Origin of the sequence: Altericroceibacterium spongiae (assembly GCF_003610805.1) — a bacterium.
Lineage (GTDB): Bacteria > Pseudomonadota > Alphaproteobacteria > Sphingomonadales > Sphingomonadaceae > Altericroceibacterium > Altericroceibacterium spongiae.
The window spans coordinates 607,596-623,650 of sequence record NZ_RAPF01000001.1 but is presented as its reverse complement, the minus strand read 5'-3'; the positions used below and the strand labels follow the sequence as shown (position 1 = coordinate 623,650).

20 protein-coding genes are annotated in these 16,055 nt (G+C 57.4%); 7 read left to right on the top strand and 13 right to left on the bottom strand.

The features are described from left to right. Positions 1–83: 83 nt before the first annotated feature. From D6851_RS02990 to D6851_RS17680, 3 genes are all read right to left on the bottom strand, one after another. Positions 84–593 (bottom strand): RNA polymerase sigma factor, encoded by a 510-nt coding sequence (locus tag D6851_RS02990; protein WP_210210314.1) that lies wholly within the window; start codon positions 591–593, stop codon positions 84–86. Positions 594–765: 172 nt separating this feature from the next. Continuing rightward, on the bottom strand, positions 766–984 hold the full coding sequence (locus D6851_RS17530; protein ID WP_147395417.1) for a hypothetical protein: 219 nt from the start codon (positions 982–984) through the stop codon (positions 766–768). Positions 985–1,043: 59 nt separating this feature from the next. After that, the gene (locus tag D6851_RS17680; RefSeq protein WP_183029953.1) at positions 1,044–1,184 is read right to left on the bottom strand and encodes a hypothetical protein; all 141 of its coding nucleotides are present in this window, start codon (positions 1,182–1,184) and stop codon (positions 1,044–1,046) included. On the opposite strand from D6851_RS17680, the gene D6851_RS17525 reads away from it, so the two are divergent. The 5 genes from D6851_RS17525 to D6851_RS02965 all read left to right on the top strand — a co-directional run bounded on the left by D6851_RS17525 (position 1,183) and on the right by D6851_RS02965 (position 4,383). Then, positions 1,183–1,368 carry a hypothetical protein gene (locus tag D6851_RS17525; RefSeq protein ID WP_147395416.1) on the top strand — a complete coding sequence of 62 codons (186 nt, stop codon included), beginning with the start codon at positions 1,183–1,185 and terminating at the stop codon, positions 1,366–1,368. The genes D6851_RS17680 and D6851_RS17525 overlap by 2 nt on opposite strands. An 87-nt stretch (positions 1,369–1,455) precedes the next feature. After that, positions 1,456–2,949 carry a tyrosine-type recombinase/integrase gene (locus D6851_RS02980; RefSeq protein WP_238473909.1) on the top strand — a complete coding sequence of 498 codons (1,494 nt, stop codon included), beginning with the start codon at positions 1,456–1,458 and terminating at the stop codon, positions 2,947–2,949. A 95-nt stretch (positions 2,950–3,044) separates the two neighbouring features. Beyond that, positions 3,045–3,497: a GNAT family N-acetyltransferase gene (locus D6851_RS02975; RefSeq protein ID WP_120323511.1), complete on the top strand. Its 453-nt coding sequence runs from the start codon at positions 3,045–3,047 to the stop codon at positions 3,495–3,497. A gap of 76 nt (positions 3,498–3,573) precedes the next feature. Beyond that, positions 3,574–3,870: a type II toxin-antitoxin system TacA family antitoxin gene (locus D6851_RS02970; RefSeq protein WP_120323349.1), complete on the top strand. Its 297-nt coding sequence runs from the start codon at positions 3,574–3,576 to the stop codon at positions 3,868–3,870. Between the two features lie 9 nt (positions 3,871–3,879). Continuing rightward, positions 3,880–4,383 (top strand): GNAT family N-acetyltransferase, encoded by a 504-nt coding sequence (locus D6851_RS02965; RefSeq protein ID WP_120323348.1) that lies wholly within the window; start codon positions 3,880–3,882, stop codon positions 4,381–4,383. 43 nt (positions 4,384–4,426) lie between these two features. Here the strand turns inward: D6851_RS02965 and D6851_RS02960 are convergent, their stop codons facing one another. Next, positions 4,427–4,765 (bottom strand): single-stranded DNA-binding protein, encoded by a 339-nt coding sequence (locus D6851_RS02960; RefSeq protein WP_120323347.1) that lies wholly within the window; start codon positions 4,763–4,765, stop codon positions 4,427–4,429. Positions 4,766–5,016: 251 nt separating this feature from the next. On the opposite strand from D6851_RS02960, the gene D6851_RS02955 reads away from it, so the two are divergent. After that, the gene (locus tag D6851_RS02955; RefSeq protein ID WP_210210313.1) at positions 5,017–5,670 is read left to right on the top strand and encodes a pyridoxamine 5'-phosphate oxidase family protein; all 654 of its coding nucleotides are present in this window, start codon (positions 5,017–5,019) and stop codon (positions 5,668–5,670) included. 57 nt (positions 5,671–5,727) lie between these two features. Then, positions 5,728–6,291 carry a nucleotidyltransferase family protein gene (locus tag D6851_RS02950; RefSeq protein WP_238473908.1) on the top strand — a complete coding sequence of 188 codons (564 nt, stop codon included), beginning with the start codon at positions 5,728–5,730 and terminating at the stop codon, positions 6,289–6,291. Positions 6,292–6,357: 66 nt separating this feature from the next. Here D6851_RS02950 and D6851_RS02945 read toward each other — a convergent pair whose 3' ends face one another. The 9 genes from D6851_RS02945 to D6851_RS02905 all read right to left on the bottom strand — a co-directional run bounded on the left by D6851_RS02945 (position 6,358) and on the right by D6851_RS02905 (position 16,030). Then, on the bottom strand, positions 6,358–6,552 hold the full coding sequence (locus tag D6851_RS02945; protein ID WP_120323345.1) for a hypothetical protein: 195 nt from the start codon (positions 6,550–6,552) through the stop codon (positions 6,358–6,360). Positions 6,553–6,565: 13 nt separating this feature from the next. Next, on the bottom strand, positions 6,566–6,949 hold the full coding sequence (locus D6851_RS02940; protein ID WP_120323344.1) for a DUF3768 domain-containing protein: 384 nt from the start codon (positions 6,947–6,949) through the stop codon (positions 6,566–6,568). Continuing rightward, positions 6,946–7,134, bottom strand: a complete 189-nt coding sequence (locus D6851_RS02935; protein WP_147395414.1) for a hypothetical protein — start codon at positions 7,132–7,134, stop codon at positions 6,946–6,948. Before D6851_RS02935 ends, D6851_RS02940 begins: the two co-directional genes overlap by 4 nt. A gap of 523 nt (positions 7,135–7,657) precedes the next feature. Further along, a complete protein-coding gene (locus D6851_RS02930) occupies positions 7,658–8,710 on the bottom strand; it encodes a helix-turn-helix domain-containing protein (protein WP_120323342.1) in 1,053 nt (350 codons plus the stop codon). 2 nt (positions 8,711–8,712) lie between these two features. Then, positions 8,713–9,360 (bottom strand): hypothetical protein, encoded by a 648-nt coding sequence (locus D6851_RS02925; protein ID WP_147395413.1) that lies wholly within the window; start codon positions 9,358–9,360, stop codon positions 8,713–8,715. 84 nt (positions 9,361–9,444) lie between these two features. Next, entirely contained in the window at positions 9,445–11,196 is a 1,752-nt protein-coding gene (locus D6851_RS02920) for a DUF262 domain-containing protein (protein WP_120323340.1), read from the bottom strand. A gap of 55 nt (positions 11,197–11,251) precedes the next feature. Next, complete coding sequence (locus D6851_RS02915) at positions 11,252–13,810, bottom strand: GIY-YIG nuclease family protein (RefSeq protein ID WP_120323339.1); 2,559 nt, start codon at positions 13,808–13,810, stop codon at positions 11,252–11,254. Beyond that, entirely contained in the window at positions 13,803–15,383 is a 1,581-nt protein-coding gene (locus tag D6851_RS02910) for an Eco57I restriction-modification methylase domain-containing protein (protein ID WP_120323338.1), read from the bottom strand. Before D6851_RS02910 ends, D6851_RS02915 begins: the two co-directional genes overlap by 8 nt. Beyond that, positions 15,380–16,030 (bottom strand): N-6 DNA methylase, encoded by a 651-nt coding sequence (locus D6851_RS02905; RefSeq protein ID WP_120323337.1) that lies wholly within the window; start codon positions 16,028–16,030, stop codon positions 15,380–15,382. The genes D6851_RS02910 and D6851_RS02905 overlap by 4 nt, the downstream gene beginning before the upstream one ends. Positions 16,031–16,055 lie beyond the last annotated feature (25 nt).

The window sequence follows — 16,055 nt, the reverse complement described above, 5'->3', positions numbered from 1 at the left end:
TGTCAGGGCTCGCCTCGCGATAGTTTTTTCCTTTCAAAGACAAGGACGAATTTAGGCGTGCCGGTTTGCAAGTAAAAGCGATATTATTTCTGATCGAGTTCCCACAAGCGGTCGCGGCAATGGCGCAACGCCTGGGCGAGATATTTCGCAACCATGCTTTTCGACACATTCAGCCGCTCGGCGATTTCGGCATGGGATAGGCCGTCGACGCGGAACATCAGCAGCGCAAGCCTCGCCTTGGGCGGCAAGGTGTTGAGCGCTTCGTCGAAACAGCGCAACCGGTCGCGGCTGATGGCGATGCGTTCAGGCGACGGGCTGGGATCGGTGACGGTCTCGTCAGGTTCACCGCCAGCGATCCACTTCGTCTCGCGTCCCTCGCGCCGCATCATGTCGATGGCGAGATTGCCCGCCACGCGGTAAATATAGGCCTGCCGGTTTTCGATGGGCTGATCCTCAACCTCGATGGCCGCCAGCTTGAAATAGGTTTCCTGTGCGACATCGGCGGCGCGATCGACATCACCCGTGCGGCGCGTGAGGAAGCGCAACAACTGTTCATAATGCTCCTGAAAGCTCGCGATAAGGCGAGAGACCATGCATTCCATTCCCGTCCTGCCCTGCGGGGCACGGTCCTTCGGCCGATCCCCATTATGAAGAGCGACGCCTTCCGAATCCGCGCGCCGGCTAAATTGCGACTAATTCGCAACTAGCGCATTGGCAAGAAAAAGCTTGTCGGCCAGGCTTAAAGGCTAGGGTGGTTGCTTTGGGCTATGACTGGCGCTGTCGAAGACCATGCCCCAGATCTGCTTTGTGGACCGCAGACCGGATGAACGGGGCACTGCGCGCATATTGGGCACGAATCTTGTCTTCGAAAACAATAATGTTCGCCTCCCCGACGCGCGTACAGACGCGCGCGATGGAGAGATCTTGATTCTCGATACCGACATGCATCACGGCAATGGTGAAGCCTTTTGGTAAGCGTTTCATCAATCAGTTCAAACTTTGAAGGATGCGAGAAGACGCGATTCTCGCATCCTCGTAAGCTGTCACCGTAGGGCAAAGAAAGCATCTTCGCCGGGGCCGGATCGACCCGTTTTTTTGACAAAGTTGTCGAGCCAGACATCCTTTTCCTCTGCGGTGAGGTTGATTGTCTCGATGTCGTCGCCAAGCTTGATGGACTGGGCCATGATACATCTTCAGCCTTATGCTGACTGGCTGATTTTACCAGGTACAGACCCCCTGATTAACCGGGTCATAGACACGAAAAAGTCCAATTGCCCGGAAAAACTGGAAAGCTCAGGTCACAAAAATGGTCACAGCGATAGCCGTTCGCAGCACAAGCTTGTCGCCGCACTCAATGTAAGTTCTTGATTACGAAGGAAAGAAAAGTGGTGGACGCACTAGGGCTCGAACCTAGGACCCGCTGATTAAGAGAATTTTCAGGGGGCCTTTTTGGGCGTGTCCAAGGTCGTCCAAATCGGTCCAGAAACGTCCCAAGATATCCTCAATAACCATCTGCTATTACGATGTTTATTGTCAAAGCGTCCTGTTCAAGAATGTTCGATCCATATCGGCAGTGACTGCCGTTGTCCTTCCGCAAGGTGGAGCCTATATGGAGCCTATAGCGAAAAGGCTCCAGCGCGGAATATGGTGAAACCACTCAACAGGCAGGCAATTGAAGGTCTGATCTCACAAGCCCGGTCGGTCAAGGGCAAGCAATTCGAACTGGCCGACAATCGGGTGGCCGGGTTGCGAATTCGCGCAGGTGAACGCTCTACGACCTGGCTTCTGTGTGCCCGTCTGCACAACGGCAAGCGCACCCGGATCAAACTTGGTTCATGGCCCGCCATGGGTCTGTCCGACGCAAGAGATGCTGCTCGCGCAAAGCATATCGAAGTGATCGAGGGTGCCGATCCCAATGAAGAGAAGCGCGAGGCGCAACGTGAAGCCGAACGGGCGGCGCGGACACAACGCAGGTTGAGCGATGTGCTCGACGACTATGAACGGGTAAAGCTGTCGCAGCTACGGAGTGGTGCGCAGTGCCGACGTGGAATTGACGGCAAGTGCGGCCTTTTGCGGAAGTTCGCTTCGAAAGACATCGCGTCGATTGCTCGCAGCGACATTGTTGATGCCGTTCGAAAACATGCCGAAACGTCCCCAATGGCCGCCAACCGCTACCTGGCTTACGTCAAGGCGTTCATGAACTGGTGCGTCGATCAGGAAGTTCTGGAGGAGAATCCTGCTGCGACGGTAAGGAAGCCTTCCAAAGAGCGCACCCGCGATCGCTTTCACACGCTCGATGAGTTGCTGGAGATATGGGATGCAATGGGCGCACTGGGCTATCCTTTCGGGCCGCTGTTCCGGTTGCTGATCGTGGTGCCCATGCGCCGCGAGGAAGTCGCAGCCATGTCGGTTGCGGAGCTGGAACTGGCACCGGGCGGAAATCCGGATGAGGCGGTCTGGACGCTGCCCGCCAGCCGAACCAAGCGCGGCAATTCCTTGCGTGTTCCACTATCACCCTTGGCCGTTGCGCTAATCAACGAGGGGCTTGCGGCATCTGATCGCCCAAAGGACAGCCCTTTTGTGTTCAGTATGACGGGAGACACCTCGGTATCCGGATATGCAAAGGCCAAGCGTCGGCTCGACAAGATCATCCGCGAGCGTCGCGAAAAGGCCGCTGCTGAGGCCGGGTGCGAAGCGGAGGAAATGGAGCACTGGACTATCCATGATCTGCGGACCACTTTCAGCACCTTGGCGTGCGAAGTTCTTGGTGCAGACATTGCCGTGGTGGACCGCATCCTGAACCACGTCGCCACCGCCACGACCTCCAAGATTATGCGCGTCTATAACAAGTCCGAGCTGTTTGAACCGCGAAAACGGGTGATGATTGCTTGGGCGGAGATGCTTGAGCGGGAAATCGCGGCTCGCGCGACCAAGGTTGGCTCCAAATAGCAGCGTGAACGGTGAGCATGCAGATTACCAAGAGAGACCTGACTGTGAACGGAACTGGCAACTTCCGGTGATCCGAGTATTTTGCGCGCATGAAAATGGCGTTGGAAATTCGGCAGGCGACCAGCGATCAGATCGACGATATTCGTGATTTGACGCTGAGAGCGTACGCAAAGTGGGTTGGTGTCACACCGCGCAAGCCGCGCCCTATGACTGCGGATTATCAGGCCGCATTCAGTGAACACCGGTTTGATTGCCTAAGTTGCGATGGCGTCTTGATCGGGCTTCTCGAAACGGTGGCTCAGGATGACGAGCTTATGGTGGTAAATGTCGCTGTTCATCCAGCGTATCAGGGGCGAGGCCATGGCGTCCGCCTGATGCGCCACGCCGAGAGGCTCGCTCACGAAGCTGATCTCAAGGGCACTCGGCTCTACACCAACAAATTGATGTGCGAGAATATCGCTCTTTATGAACGGTTGGGATATCGCTTCGAGAAGGAGACATTCCATGACCAAGGAACGGTAGCCGTTCACATGGTTCGTCCGCTCTAGGGAAGCGCGCCCCCATTTAGATTTGTATTGCAAAATGCGCTACAATGGGGTAAGGGTTGAGCCAAGGAGAATAACCATGGCTCGCTCGACGTTGCGCAAAGATCACCCGCTTTCGATGCGGCTTCCTGATGCAGATATCGCGATCATTGATCGCGCCGCCAGCCTGCGCGGTCGTTCGCGCACGGAATTCATGCGCGATGCGGCGGTGCGCACGGCAGAAGAAGTTATCATGGAAAACACGGTCATTCGCATGTCGCCCGATGGCTTTGCCGCATTTGTCGACATGCTGGACCGTCCGGCCAAGCCGGTGCCTGAAATGGTCGAGCTGCTGAAGCGGCCTGCGCCTTGGGAAACCAACGCTGCATCCGAATAAGCCAGCAAAGTGGCAATTTCAGCTCCCGAAACGCTGAACGAAGCGCACGACCTTTCCCAATTTTCGTGCGGCAAGGCGTCGCTCGATACCTGGCTGCGGACCCGAGCGCTTTCAAACCAGAAGAAGGGCTTCACGGCAGTCATGGTCGTCCATGATGCAGGCCGGGTGGTAGGCTATTACGGCCTGGCCCCGACTGCCGTGGTTCCTGCCAGCTTGCCGCGTTCAATCCGCACGGGACAATCCCCAGACCCATTGCCCTGTCTATTGTTGGGGCAGTTGGCGACTGACGAGGAATGGCGAGGGCAGGGCATCGGCACCGGCCTGCTCAAGCATGCCTTGCAACGGTGCGTAGAGGGCGCAACGCTGATTGGGGGCAGGGCGCTCATCGTAAATGCGGTTGATGACGAAGCAGCGGATTTCTGGCGCAGGCGCGGGTTCTTGCCATCAAAAGATGATCCAATGGTGCTGGCACGCTCCATTCTCGACATCGCCGCTTCGCTCGAAGCGAGTTGAGTGAAAGCGAGGCGGCGACTTGCGCCGCCGCCCAGCAGGCGGACTACTCCCCGGCGTCTTCGTCGGAAGGCTTCCCGTTCGCTTTGGCGAGGGTAGCGAAGCCATCGGCGATCATGTCAACGGCGTAGCGGGTTTCGCCCTCGGCTTCGTAACTGGATTGGCGAACCCGCCCGGTGATCCGCACGAGGTCGCCAGTCGCGGCCTTGGCTAGACGTTCACGAAGCTTGCCGAACAGGGTGACGCGGTTCCAGTGCGGATCGGTCCTCCACTCGTTGCCATCACGGCGGTTATAGTTGGCTGCGACCGAAAGATGGGTGACCTCCTTGGTGGCATCGATCCTGCCGATGCGTCCGATGATGTGGAATTCTGCGATGTTCTGCATGGTGCTTCTCCTGATCGTGTCAGGCAATCTGTCCTGACGGACTTGGAGGGGCCGCGCGCTGCCCGCGCGCAAGCCAAAAGACGGAGGCTCCATTCATGGAAACCGTAGGCGCAACGCGTCGGCTTTTTGTTTGCGCGCACAAAGGCGGCGCACAGCGGCCAAAGGTCCGTCGATCAAGGGCAGGGCGCACGCGATCTGGAACGCACGCAAAACGAAACACGGCCTCACAGCCACGCGGAACAGAATGCAATTTGCGTTCAACCTTGTATATCTGGCGCAGACCAACCGGCACGGAGGGCAGGGGGCAGGCGATCAAGACCATTCCCGAACTTGAAACGCTTTACGAGGCGGTCGTGCCGGGTGCACTGGCCAAGGTTTCGCCCCGGCTGACGCCGCGCTATCGAGAATGGATCGGCGCGTCGCGGTTTGTTGTTCTCTCGACGGTCGGACCGGAAGGCACCGACGCCAGCCCGCGCGGCGATATCGAACCGGTCGTGCGCATTGCCGATGACCAGACCATCCTGCTTCCCGACTGGCGCGGGAACAACCGTCTGGACTCGCTGCGGAACATCATCGCCGATGGCCGGACCAGCCTGATGTTCATGGTGCCCGGTTGCCCGAATGTCGTTCGGGTCAACGGCACGGCCATTCTCACGGCGGACGGCGATCTCACCCGATCATTCGAGCGCGATGGCAAGTGTCCGCGCACAGTGATCGTCTTCACGGTGAAAGAGGTCTATTTCCAGTGCGCCAAGGCCCTGATGCGTTCGGGCCTCTGGTCGGGCGAAGACCTGAGCGCCAGCGTTCCAACGGCGGGCCAGTTCATCAAGGAACTGAAATCGGAGTTTGATGCCGACGCCTATGACAACGGCTATGGCGAATATGCCAAGGAACGGATGTGGTGATGAAATCGGTGAAGGCCGATGGTGCGCATTTCCAAAGAGGCAGCATAGCGATAGCCTATGAAAATGCAGGGCGAATCCTTCGTTCGTGATGTACTCCGAAAGGACCCAGCTCGATGGCATCTTCTTGGGGTCGTCGCGGAACTGGACCTGCCTGACTGCTGGATCGCCGCAGGTTTCGTGAGAAATGCGGTATGGGATGCTTTGCATGGCAGGAAGGCAAATCCGCCACAAGGTGACGTCGATGTCATTTGGTTTGATCCAGACAGCCTAAGCCCAGGAGTGGACCGGGAGTATGAGGAGCAGCTACGGCTGTCAGTCCCATCGATACACTGGTCGGTGAAGAATCAGGCGCGAATGCATCTGCGTAACGGCGATGCGCCTTACCGTTCGGCGGCAGATGCGATGCGTTATTGGCCAGAGACAGCAACGGCAGTTGCTGCTCGACGGCAAGGCCTCCATGAATGTGTGATCGCTGCTCCCTTGGGATTGGACGATTTGCTACAACTCGCTCTGCGGCCAACAAGCAGGTTCGTTTCTGAAAAGCGGGAAATCTTTGACCAGCGAGTTAAGGCCAAAGCGTGGATGCGCAGCTGGCCCAATCTGGAGATTTTCGACCGATAGGCTCTGCCTTCCTGTCAGCCAAAATGACGGCCCGCCCGTGGGCGGGCCGCATTTTCAACTCTTCAATCAGAACATCTCCAGCTGATCGCGCATCGGATCCCAGAATCCGATGTCCATCGGCTTTTGCATCCGGCGCGGCAGCATGGGCGTATCCGCCCGGCATTGCAGCCGCTCGGCAAGACTGACGGGCCGCACACCGGGCATGGTGATCTGGTTCGGGTCGGGTTCGGCGATGTGAACCGGCTTCTTTCGCCTGGCCATAGTTCTGCCTCCCTCAATATTCGCTGGCCAGCATTATGGTCAGCACGCGCCGCGTAACGGCGGGATTGGCAGGGTCCTCACTGCCGAACCGCAAATCGCGGTCGTAGGCATCGATCTTCCAGAACACGGTTTCGGCAGGCCGCGCCGGTTGCGTCGTCGACCAGCGGCCTTCGCTGTCCCGATAGATCGCCCCGAAATCGCGCTCACCATAAGGATCGTTGTCCGACGTGAAGGCGTCGAATGTCTCGACCAGCTCGCGCACCCGCGACTGATCTTCTCCAGACAAGGCCCGAAAGCCTTCGGTCGCCACGGCAACACAGGCAAGCCCCATCGCCTGCCGTGCCCGGTCATTGAGCTGTGCTATCCGCTCGCTGCGGGAAAGGGTATCAGTGGTCATTGCACTGCCCTCCCGCCACGCTCACAGATATCGACCAGCTCGCCGAAGTCCTCACGCTCGCCAAGTTCCTCGGCAAGCCGACGCACCGTCCCAAACGGCAAGCCGTTTTCGTTGGCCAACATCCGCAACCAGTCCTCGCGGCACTCGGCTCCGCAAGCACGGTAGTTCAAGATCGGGTCACCCATTCTCTGCCCTCCTTCGGCTGAAAGCCGCATCCGACACGCGGCATGCGGCCTGCCTTCCGGCGAGGATGGGAGGGGGAGGGAAAACCGGAATCGATGCCCTGGCGCGGGCCAGCGGGCGAAGCCCGCCACACGGGGGCGTCTATTTCCGGTTTCGGGAACGAGAGGGCAAAGCCTTTGGTGTTCCCGTCCAAGGATCGCCCAGCGATCCAGCAAGATCGGCACCCTTGCAACGGCGCGAAGCCGACGGAGGTCCTGCGCGCGCGATCAGTGCGCCAGCGGGCGTCCGGCAATGAAAGAGACAAGAGAGCCTGCGGGTTAGCTCAGGAATGCCGCGCCCTCAGGAGCATGACCGCAGGACATGCGGGACAGAGCGCGTCCATCAGAAATTCCCGCTCCGTTTCGAACTGCTCCTGATCGTTACCCGGATGGGCCGGGACTACAGGCCCGGTCTGCGCCAGCGGATAGAGCAGGTTGCCCGGCAGGGTAGCGCGAATCTCATCGCAAGATTTCCACTCCGGCTAACTCATTCCACCGAACGCAGGGCAGGCGATTGTCTCGATGGAGGCGAAGTCGAACCGACCAGGCCAAAAAGCAGGCTCTCAAGCTCACTGCCCGGAAGTAGAAGCTCCTTGGCAATATGCGAACGGGACAAGCCATCTTTCCAAAGGTCTGTGAGCACCATTTGCCAGACCACTGATCTTTCCGGTGCAATCCCGTCTGGCTCCGACGACCGATAGAGTCGATTGACCTGAATATACTGCCATTCAGTCATTAGGCCGAGTTTGTTGAGCCGGTAGGCGAGGGCGACGGCGGCCACACCCCAGCGCTTCTTCGCACTAACGATCTGCTCAACGCGGGAAACATACGGAATAGTAGACAGGAGGTCTGCTTGCGGCATCAGAAAGGCAGAAGCAAAATTGTTAGCTTCCGCCTCCGCTTCACGGCCTTGGGGCGCGCCGTGCCGGTGCAGAACGAGGTGACCTAATTCATGCGCGGCATCGAAACGGCTTCGCTCGCTCGACTTGTAAGTGTTCAGAAAGACAAATGGCTCGTTGCCACGCCAGCATGAAAATGCATCGACATTCTTGGTATCCTCGGCAAGAGAAAATACGCGAACGCCCTTAGATTCCAGCAGTTTGATCATATGGGCAACCGGCTTTTCACCCATAGCCCAATGTTGTCGCAGCATGCGCGCCGCAGAGGCTGGACTGCGCTCGTGCCCCAGGTCGAGGATATCCGGTTCTGGAAGCGTGAAATGCGAATGAACCCAATCCATGACCTCGAATGCCAAAGAGCCAGCCGCCAATGCAGCATCGCGCTCGCGAGCTGTCATGCCGGTCAGACTGCGAAAGCTGGCCGCTGACTTATCGATTGGATCGAAATCATCCTGTTCGAAAAATTCACGGGGGTAGTCGAGTGCCGCCACAAGAGCGGCAACCGTCGCTTCATCCGGCACTTGTTGCCTGTTGACGATGCGAGAATACGTCACGGGCGCGATGCCCGCACGTTCGGCGAGCACCTTTGCAGTGTACCGGCGCCGCTTGCGGGCCAGTTCGAGCCGTTCGATATTGAACATAACTACCGTTTGCGAATGACGACAGGCTCGAAATCCACAGCATCGGAATCGTCGTGGGTTCCAAGCCGAATGCGTTCCCACTCGCCCTTCTTCACGATGAAAATTCGCTCAATAAAACCCTTGAAATTGCCACCGGAGACGCCGGAGGCCAGCGAAAGTTCGGCACGAACGTCATCGCCGTTGACCGAGACACAGAAGAACCACATTCCTGTATTGATCGGCCCCACTTTCGGAGTGGCCGAGCGGTCCAGTTCTTCCTTTCTGAAAAGGGAAAGCTGCGCTTCTTCAATCGCACGTTCCGCGCCAGCGCCCTTGCCTGAAATGGCCAGAGGCGAGTGATCAACGGAAGCTGCAAGATCGACGCTCTGATAACTGATGGTCAGGCCGCGTTCGGGATGGCGCACCAGTTCGATGTTGTCTTTGCGATCCAGATGCCAGCCGCGTGTGCGAAAGAGGGCGCGGACATTGCGCGTTCCGTGGATATAGGCAAACTGGCCTGCGGCTGTGAGTGGATCATTCTCGACCGCGTCGGCACGTGCACCCACCACTTCCTTGACGATTTGAATCAATTGGTCGCGGGTCACACCAAAGGTTTCGCTGAGGCGGCCATCAGCCGACCATTCCTCGTCAAAGATACGCGCAACGTCCATGATCCGACCCTCGATAAGATTTTCAACCACAAACGTGGCAGAAAAAATTATCGCCGTCTAGTCCCGCGCTGCCCAACTCGATGATTATTCCTGCTCAATCGTAAGCACCCCTTGGATGCGAGTTCGTAGGCGCTCGCGGCGCTCCGAATGAAATTGTTCAAAGCCTTCGAGCGCTTCGGGCACATCGCCAAGGTCGTGGATGGTGCAATAATGCGCTCGGTCACCAGCGTTTGGATAGTGATCCGCGAGCCATTCGCCGGGCAACCTGTCGCGCTTCTCTGTATTCGCTGTGCCTTCGAGCAGTTGCAGATTTGGAAGCTCGTTTGCCATTCGGGAGAGATTCTCGATCCTGTCTTCGTCAATGCCTGCTTTGCGGAGCTTGGCGGCCGTGAACCGCGAGATGGGAAATACGTGGTCCATGTGGAACTGGTTTCGCAGATCGACGAACGGAAACAGCATTGAGAGCAATGCGAACATGCGTTTGTCGCCATACTGCATCGTCAGCATGTCTTCGACTTCCGCAGGCGAGAATGCGAGCGACTTTCCTCGTGCATCCATGACTTGTTCGAGTTCCCGCGCCGGGAAGGACGTTTCACCCTTCTGCTGAATCACTTCGCGCAATGCGGTGAGGAACGTATCAAGGCCGCTGCCCCAGATCCCCGATGCTTTCAGCAACGAGCGGGTCAGCCAGGAATGAATGACATTCCGGTCGGCGGCGAACTGGTTGCTGACGGCATAGTTCGCTGGGGCTTTCCGGTGATAAAGGTAGTAGGCGATAGGCAGCAGGGCGCTGTCTGCACGAAGTGTCTGGCCGTTGAGGCCGAAGCTCGCCGCCAATTCCACAGTCCGAACCAAGGCAGCACGAATTTGCGGCCAGTTGGCTTCCAGCTTCTCCATGTTGGCTTGCGTGAAGTTCTCGACCTTGAAGCCGACACTGGCGATGTCAGACAGCATCAGGCCTGCCTTCAACACGAAGTCCTGGCTCAGCGAGAAGCCGGTGCCAATTCTGTTGATCTCATCGACGAGGCTGTGGATTTCGGATCGGGCATCCACCTTCTTCCATTGCGCAACTGCGATACTGAGCAGCAGGTCGGAATAGGAAAGCACTGTGCCACCGGAATTGAGGCGAATGAAGATGTTGAGCACCCGCTCAACGTCCTGGCTTTCTTCCTCATAGTAGAAGACCCTCTGATCCACGTGGACAACCTGATGCAGCCGATCAAGGATTGTGTAGGCGCTATTGAGTGCATCGCCTTCGAGCTTTTTGGCGACCAGCCATGCAAGCATCGGCGGGCCGCCTTTCATCCCGAGAATCTCGGTCACGGGAAACCACAAGGCGCCTTCGTCGCGCTCGACCTGTGCGTCATCGAGGAAACGGAAATCGTAAACCGCTCCTTCTTCGTCGGGTTCTAATGGAGCTAAGAGATTGAGGCGCAATGTCCTTTTCGGGAATGCGTCAGGGTTGGTCCACCATTTACTCGGCAGCTTCATCGCCATCGAACCGCGCAGGCCAATGTTGAGCGCGGTCAGCCGCTGCTGCCCGTCCAGAACGGCGGTGACCGTCTGGTCATGCAATGTCGGCAGTTCCGGGCAATGGGCGGCATCACGTTGATGGTAGTTCAGCACGAAGTCGTAGAATTTGAAGCTGCCGCTCGTCTCAGGCTTCACAGTCCAGAACAGAAAGGTGCCGAAAGGGTAGCCTTGCATAAGGCTGTCAAACAGACGTTCGATCTGCTCGGGCTTCCACACGAATTCGCGCTGGATCGCCGGAAGCACGTAGGATTTCTGCTGGATTTTCTCCAGCGCTGTAGCAATCGTGCCCCCGGGCTTATACATTCATTTTCCCCAATCCTCGCCGGACGTTGCATCCTGCGCTCCCAGCCATTTCCGATTAGCCGTCAGATTCTTTCGCCACCACGGTGTCATACAGGCCATAATGGGTCAGCCCTTCATGGCTCTCGATGCCGGTATAGCGAAGCGAAGCATCCTCGTAGCGGCGAAACGCGAACACCGCTTCGTTCATTCGCTCCGTGTTGAATACACGAAGGCGGACAAGCAGGTGGAAATCCGCCACCGTCAGGCCAGTGACCGCATGGAACAGGTCCGGTTCCAACTTGGTAATCACGTCCTGTAGCTTGTTCTCGCGAAAATCGGTGAGATACATGAATGCCGGGATGCGGGTCGCGAACTTTATCAGCTTTTCCTGAACCAGCTTGCGCTTGGATTTGAACTCCTTTTCCTCGGCGGTCAGTTCCTTCTTATCTTTCGGGGTCAGCTCCCCGTCATTGGCTTTGGCCTTGTCCTTGATGTCCTTGATCTTCTCGCTCTTGTTGATGATCGTCTCGATGATGTTGTCGCCCAAGGCGCGCCAACCTTCGATCCGCTCAACAGCAGCCATTGCTTCGGGGTTTTCGAGAACGCGGCGCAACGTGTCGTTGTCCACGTTCACCAGCATGGCCGATTCCCATTTGCGGGCCAGCAGGGTCGCGGACGTGCCCGCCATCGCAATGTCAAGGATGCCGCCCGCGTCGATCTGCATCATCTTCGCGCCATCATAGGCCAGCACGGGCAGGAAAGAGACAAGCTCCTTCACCGCGTTTTCCGGGTTCGCCTCCCCCGGTGAAAGGCCGATGCCGTATTCCGACAATTGCCGCAGCGCCCTAGTTGGGGCGAAGTCGAACACGAAGCAGACCGGCTTGATGATCTCTTCCTCGTTCGGATTGTCACCGTTGGGATTCTTGATCGACCAGGGCGACTGCACCCGGAACGCGGCCTGAAAATACGTCTCCGGCGATTGGAGATTGCGGAGCATCAGGATCGATGACCATTGCTTGACCGTAACCCCGGTGGTCAGCTTGCCGCAGGAAAGCGTAATGGTCTTGGTGTCGAACCCGCTGCCAACCTTGTCCCGAACGGGCGGCAAGGCATCAAGACCTATCCCCGCCGATGCGCCTGCCGCCACGATCACCTGATAATCGTGCCAGAACGTGTTGTGCTTCTCTTCCAGCAAGTTCGCCATTGCGTGGCAGGCCGCGACGTTGGGCAGGAACCAGAAACTGTGCTGCAAGTGAGGAAGAAGCCGCGTGTCCGAATAGGGCCATGGCGGGACTACGCCGGTCTTGATGCTGTCGAATGATCGCGGCGCATCGGGCGAATTGCGAATGACATTGAGCCATTTCTGCACCTCGTCCTTGTGCTTGAACTGCGCGAGGACGCCCGTGCCGTTCGCCGCGAAAAACTCGTTGAGGTCAAATTCGTCCAGCTCGCCGCCGCTGGCGATATGGGTGATTTCCGGCGGCATCTGGTAAGTAAGCAGGCGCATTTGCGGCAATGCGCCGTAGGGATTGCGCTGCCCCGGATGCTGCGCGGCAAATTCCTCCTTGGCCCTCTGCTCGTCCGTGTAGGTCCAGTTGAATATCTGCTCTTCGATGAACTCGCCCGTGGCCAGCGCCTTGAAGGGGGTGCCGGACAGGTAGAGGTAAGCCCGCGTGGTGATCGGCAGAAAGTCGGTTTCACTTTCCGACATAACGCCAAGGTCTTCGTTCACATCGTCCAGACCATTGGCATATTCCGTCTTGGCCGCTTCCTTGGCAATCGAAGCATCCTCGCCCTCGAAAAGCTCCTTCGCCGTCTCGCGCCATGCGCCGAAATGGTATTCATCGAACACGACCAAATCCCAGTTGATCGTGTGAAGCCATTCGTTGCGGGCCTTGATGTTCCCGGCCTTGTCCCGCCCCAGCAGGTCTTGGAACGAGCCGAAATAGACCACTGGCTTATCACCATCGATCTGGCTTGGATCGCGCCCGGAATTGCGGGAGAGATACTGCCACCCGTCAAAATCGACATGGGATTCAAGGTCAGTCTGCCACGCATCCTCAACAGCAGGCTTGAAGGTCAGCACCAGCACCCGCTTCGCGCCGAGTTTCTTGGCAAGCTGGTAGCTGGTGAAGGTCTTGCCGAAACGCATCTTGGCGTTCCACAGAAAGCGGGGAACGGCATTGGCATCCTGCTGCCAGCGTGAATGATAATAGGCATAAGTCTGGTCGACCGCTTCCAACTGCTCCTTGCGCGGCGGAAAGTCTTCGTGGTGCGTACCGGTGAATTGCTGCCCGCTGCGCAGTTCGGCCAGCACGGTTTTCACATCGGCCAGCGAGCATCGCATCCATTCAAGTTGCGGATTGGCAAAGCCCTTGCGCTTGAGCGCATCGCGCACCGCATGATCGGTAATAATCGAACCGTCATCGGCCTCGCCGGGTTCGTCGAGTTCGATGGTGTAATTGGCAATCGCCGCCGTCTTTAACTGCTCGGCAACGCGCTGCTTCACATTGCGCGTGGTCTGCCCAACCTTGAGCAACCCGTCGTGCGCCTTATCCGCGATGGAATAAGCATAGATGCGCGGGCGCGCATCGGGTTTTGGGGTAAGGATTTCCTCGATTGAAGGCCTATTCATCAGCAGCCGCCATCGGACGGATCATGCTTTCGATGTAGGCGATTTCATCCTGATCTATGCCATACTTCTGATACAGCATTTCGTCGGTCCATGCTCGATCCCAAGTCTGGAGCGGTACCCAAGAATATGTTGATCGCAATGCGTGTTGTGTGATCTTCCGAAGCGAGACCAGAAATCGGAATAGCCGGGTGCAATAGTAGCTTTTGAAGTTTCGGGCCTCAGAATCAGATTCAAATAGACCAGCCACCAGATACGTCTGCGTGCACACAGAGTTGGGAACAGCCACGATGGGTGGACCAAGCACCATTGCGGGAATTGCTCCGCGTTCGCCGTATGCTTCCGGGAGCAGTACTTTCCAACCATTTATGAGTTGGCGGTTCTTCCTGATGACGCCGCCATCTACCCAGCCTTGAGTTCGCCGTCCTTTCACTGTCAGGTAAATCGACAGTGCGCCGTCTGTTTCGGACATTGAATAATCTGCAAAATTCGTCGCAAGCCCGAATGGAGTGTCGCCGCTCACAATCGTTTCAATGGTGCCTTCATCTTTGGATAGCACCTTATTCAAGATTGCCAGTGCGCGCGTATCACGGACAAAAATATCGTGCTCGTCCAACTTACGTTCGACGGTAGGAAGTTGCTCCTCCCCTTGAAACAAAGTGTAACGACAGGGGCCGGAATTTTCTCGATTCCAAAGAAAATAGCCAACACCACCCTCAAAATCGACACCGGGGAAGGCCGTGCTCATCTTCGTATAATCAACAAGTTCGCGCACATGGCCATCAGTGAACATACGCTGCCTAAAGGCACCCATGTCCCTACCGCCAGCTAGCCAGCGGGATGGAATAACCATGACAAGAAATCGAGGTTCCAAGTCCATCGCCTGCTCGGCGAACAATTGATAAATCGACGAGTCATTCGATCCGCCCCCACCACCCTTCAATTGATATGGCGGATTTCCAATGATCACATCGAACTGCATATCGGCTCCAAACAACTCGCCGAGGCGAGCCTTGATGTCGTTGGTATGGATGAAGGCATAGGCGTGGTTTTCCAACTCCAGCCCTCGGTCAAAGATCGCACGGGGAGCACCACAAAATTCGCATTTGTCATTATCCCACGAATGCTCAATGCGCTCGAACCAGATATTGCCATCGTCATCGGCAAATCCTGTGGCGACCGAATGCTCCCCTGTTGCGTTCTTGGAGCAATACAGGCTGCGGCGCGCCAGCAGGCTGGTCAGCCGGGTGATGCCGATGCCGAAAACCTGCTGTGTCAGGATATGGTCAACGCGGGTCTGCAAATCCGGGATTTCCGCTTCAAGGCCGGCGATCAGCCGCTTGGCGATTTCCCGCAGAAAAACGCCGGATTTCGTGAACGGGTCCAGAAACCTGACCGAACTGTTCGCCCAGATGCTCGCGCCGTCATTGTCCGCCGCCCATGCCTCTGCCAGCGTGTCCAGCATCCGATTGGCGAACTCCGGCGGTGTGAACACCTCGTCGTTTGACAGGTTGGCGATGCAGGTCAGCACATCGGGGTTGCGCCCGCGCAGGGCAAAGCTGGCCTGTTCAATCATGCGCTCGCCCCCATTCCATCATTCGCCGCCGCAAGATCGCGCACGCTCATGGGCGGATAGGTCTGTGAAGGCGTGAATATCTCGTGCTTGCCCAATGTCGAAAACAGGGAATCCTCGGCGCTGAAACTCGCCATGCCGGTCAGCACATCAAGCCGGAAATCGCGGCGCTGGAATTTCCCTTTGCCGAGATAGCCCCATTCAACCACGCGGATCGGCGAGTCATCAATCGCGCGCATCGTCATCGCATCGCCGTGAACGAGATTGAGCGAAAGAACGTGAGAGGCGGCGCGATATAGATCGTCGTCCGCATCCATCGCCAGATAGTCCGCGAAAACCTCCAGCATATTGGCGCGGCATTCCGCGATATTGTCGGCCAGCAATTCAATGCCGTAGCAGCACATCAGGCCCAGCAACGCATGATGCCGCTTGTCGAACTCGGACTTGCCGAATTTCAATTCCACGGCGGCCAGCTTGCGCTGCAGGATCGGCACGAGGAAATTGCCACTACCACAGGCAGGTTCAAGGAAACGGGAATCAATCCGCTCCGTCTCACCCTTCACAAGGTCGAGCATCTTTTCGACCAGCCAGGGGGGTGTGAATACCTCCCCGTGATCGGCAACGCGCTGCTTGGACTTGATTAGGTTCATCGTGGTGCCTGTCTGTCGTTAGCGC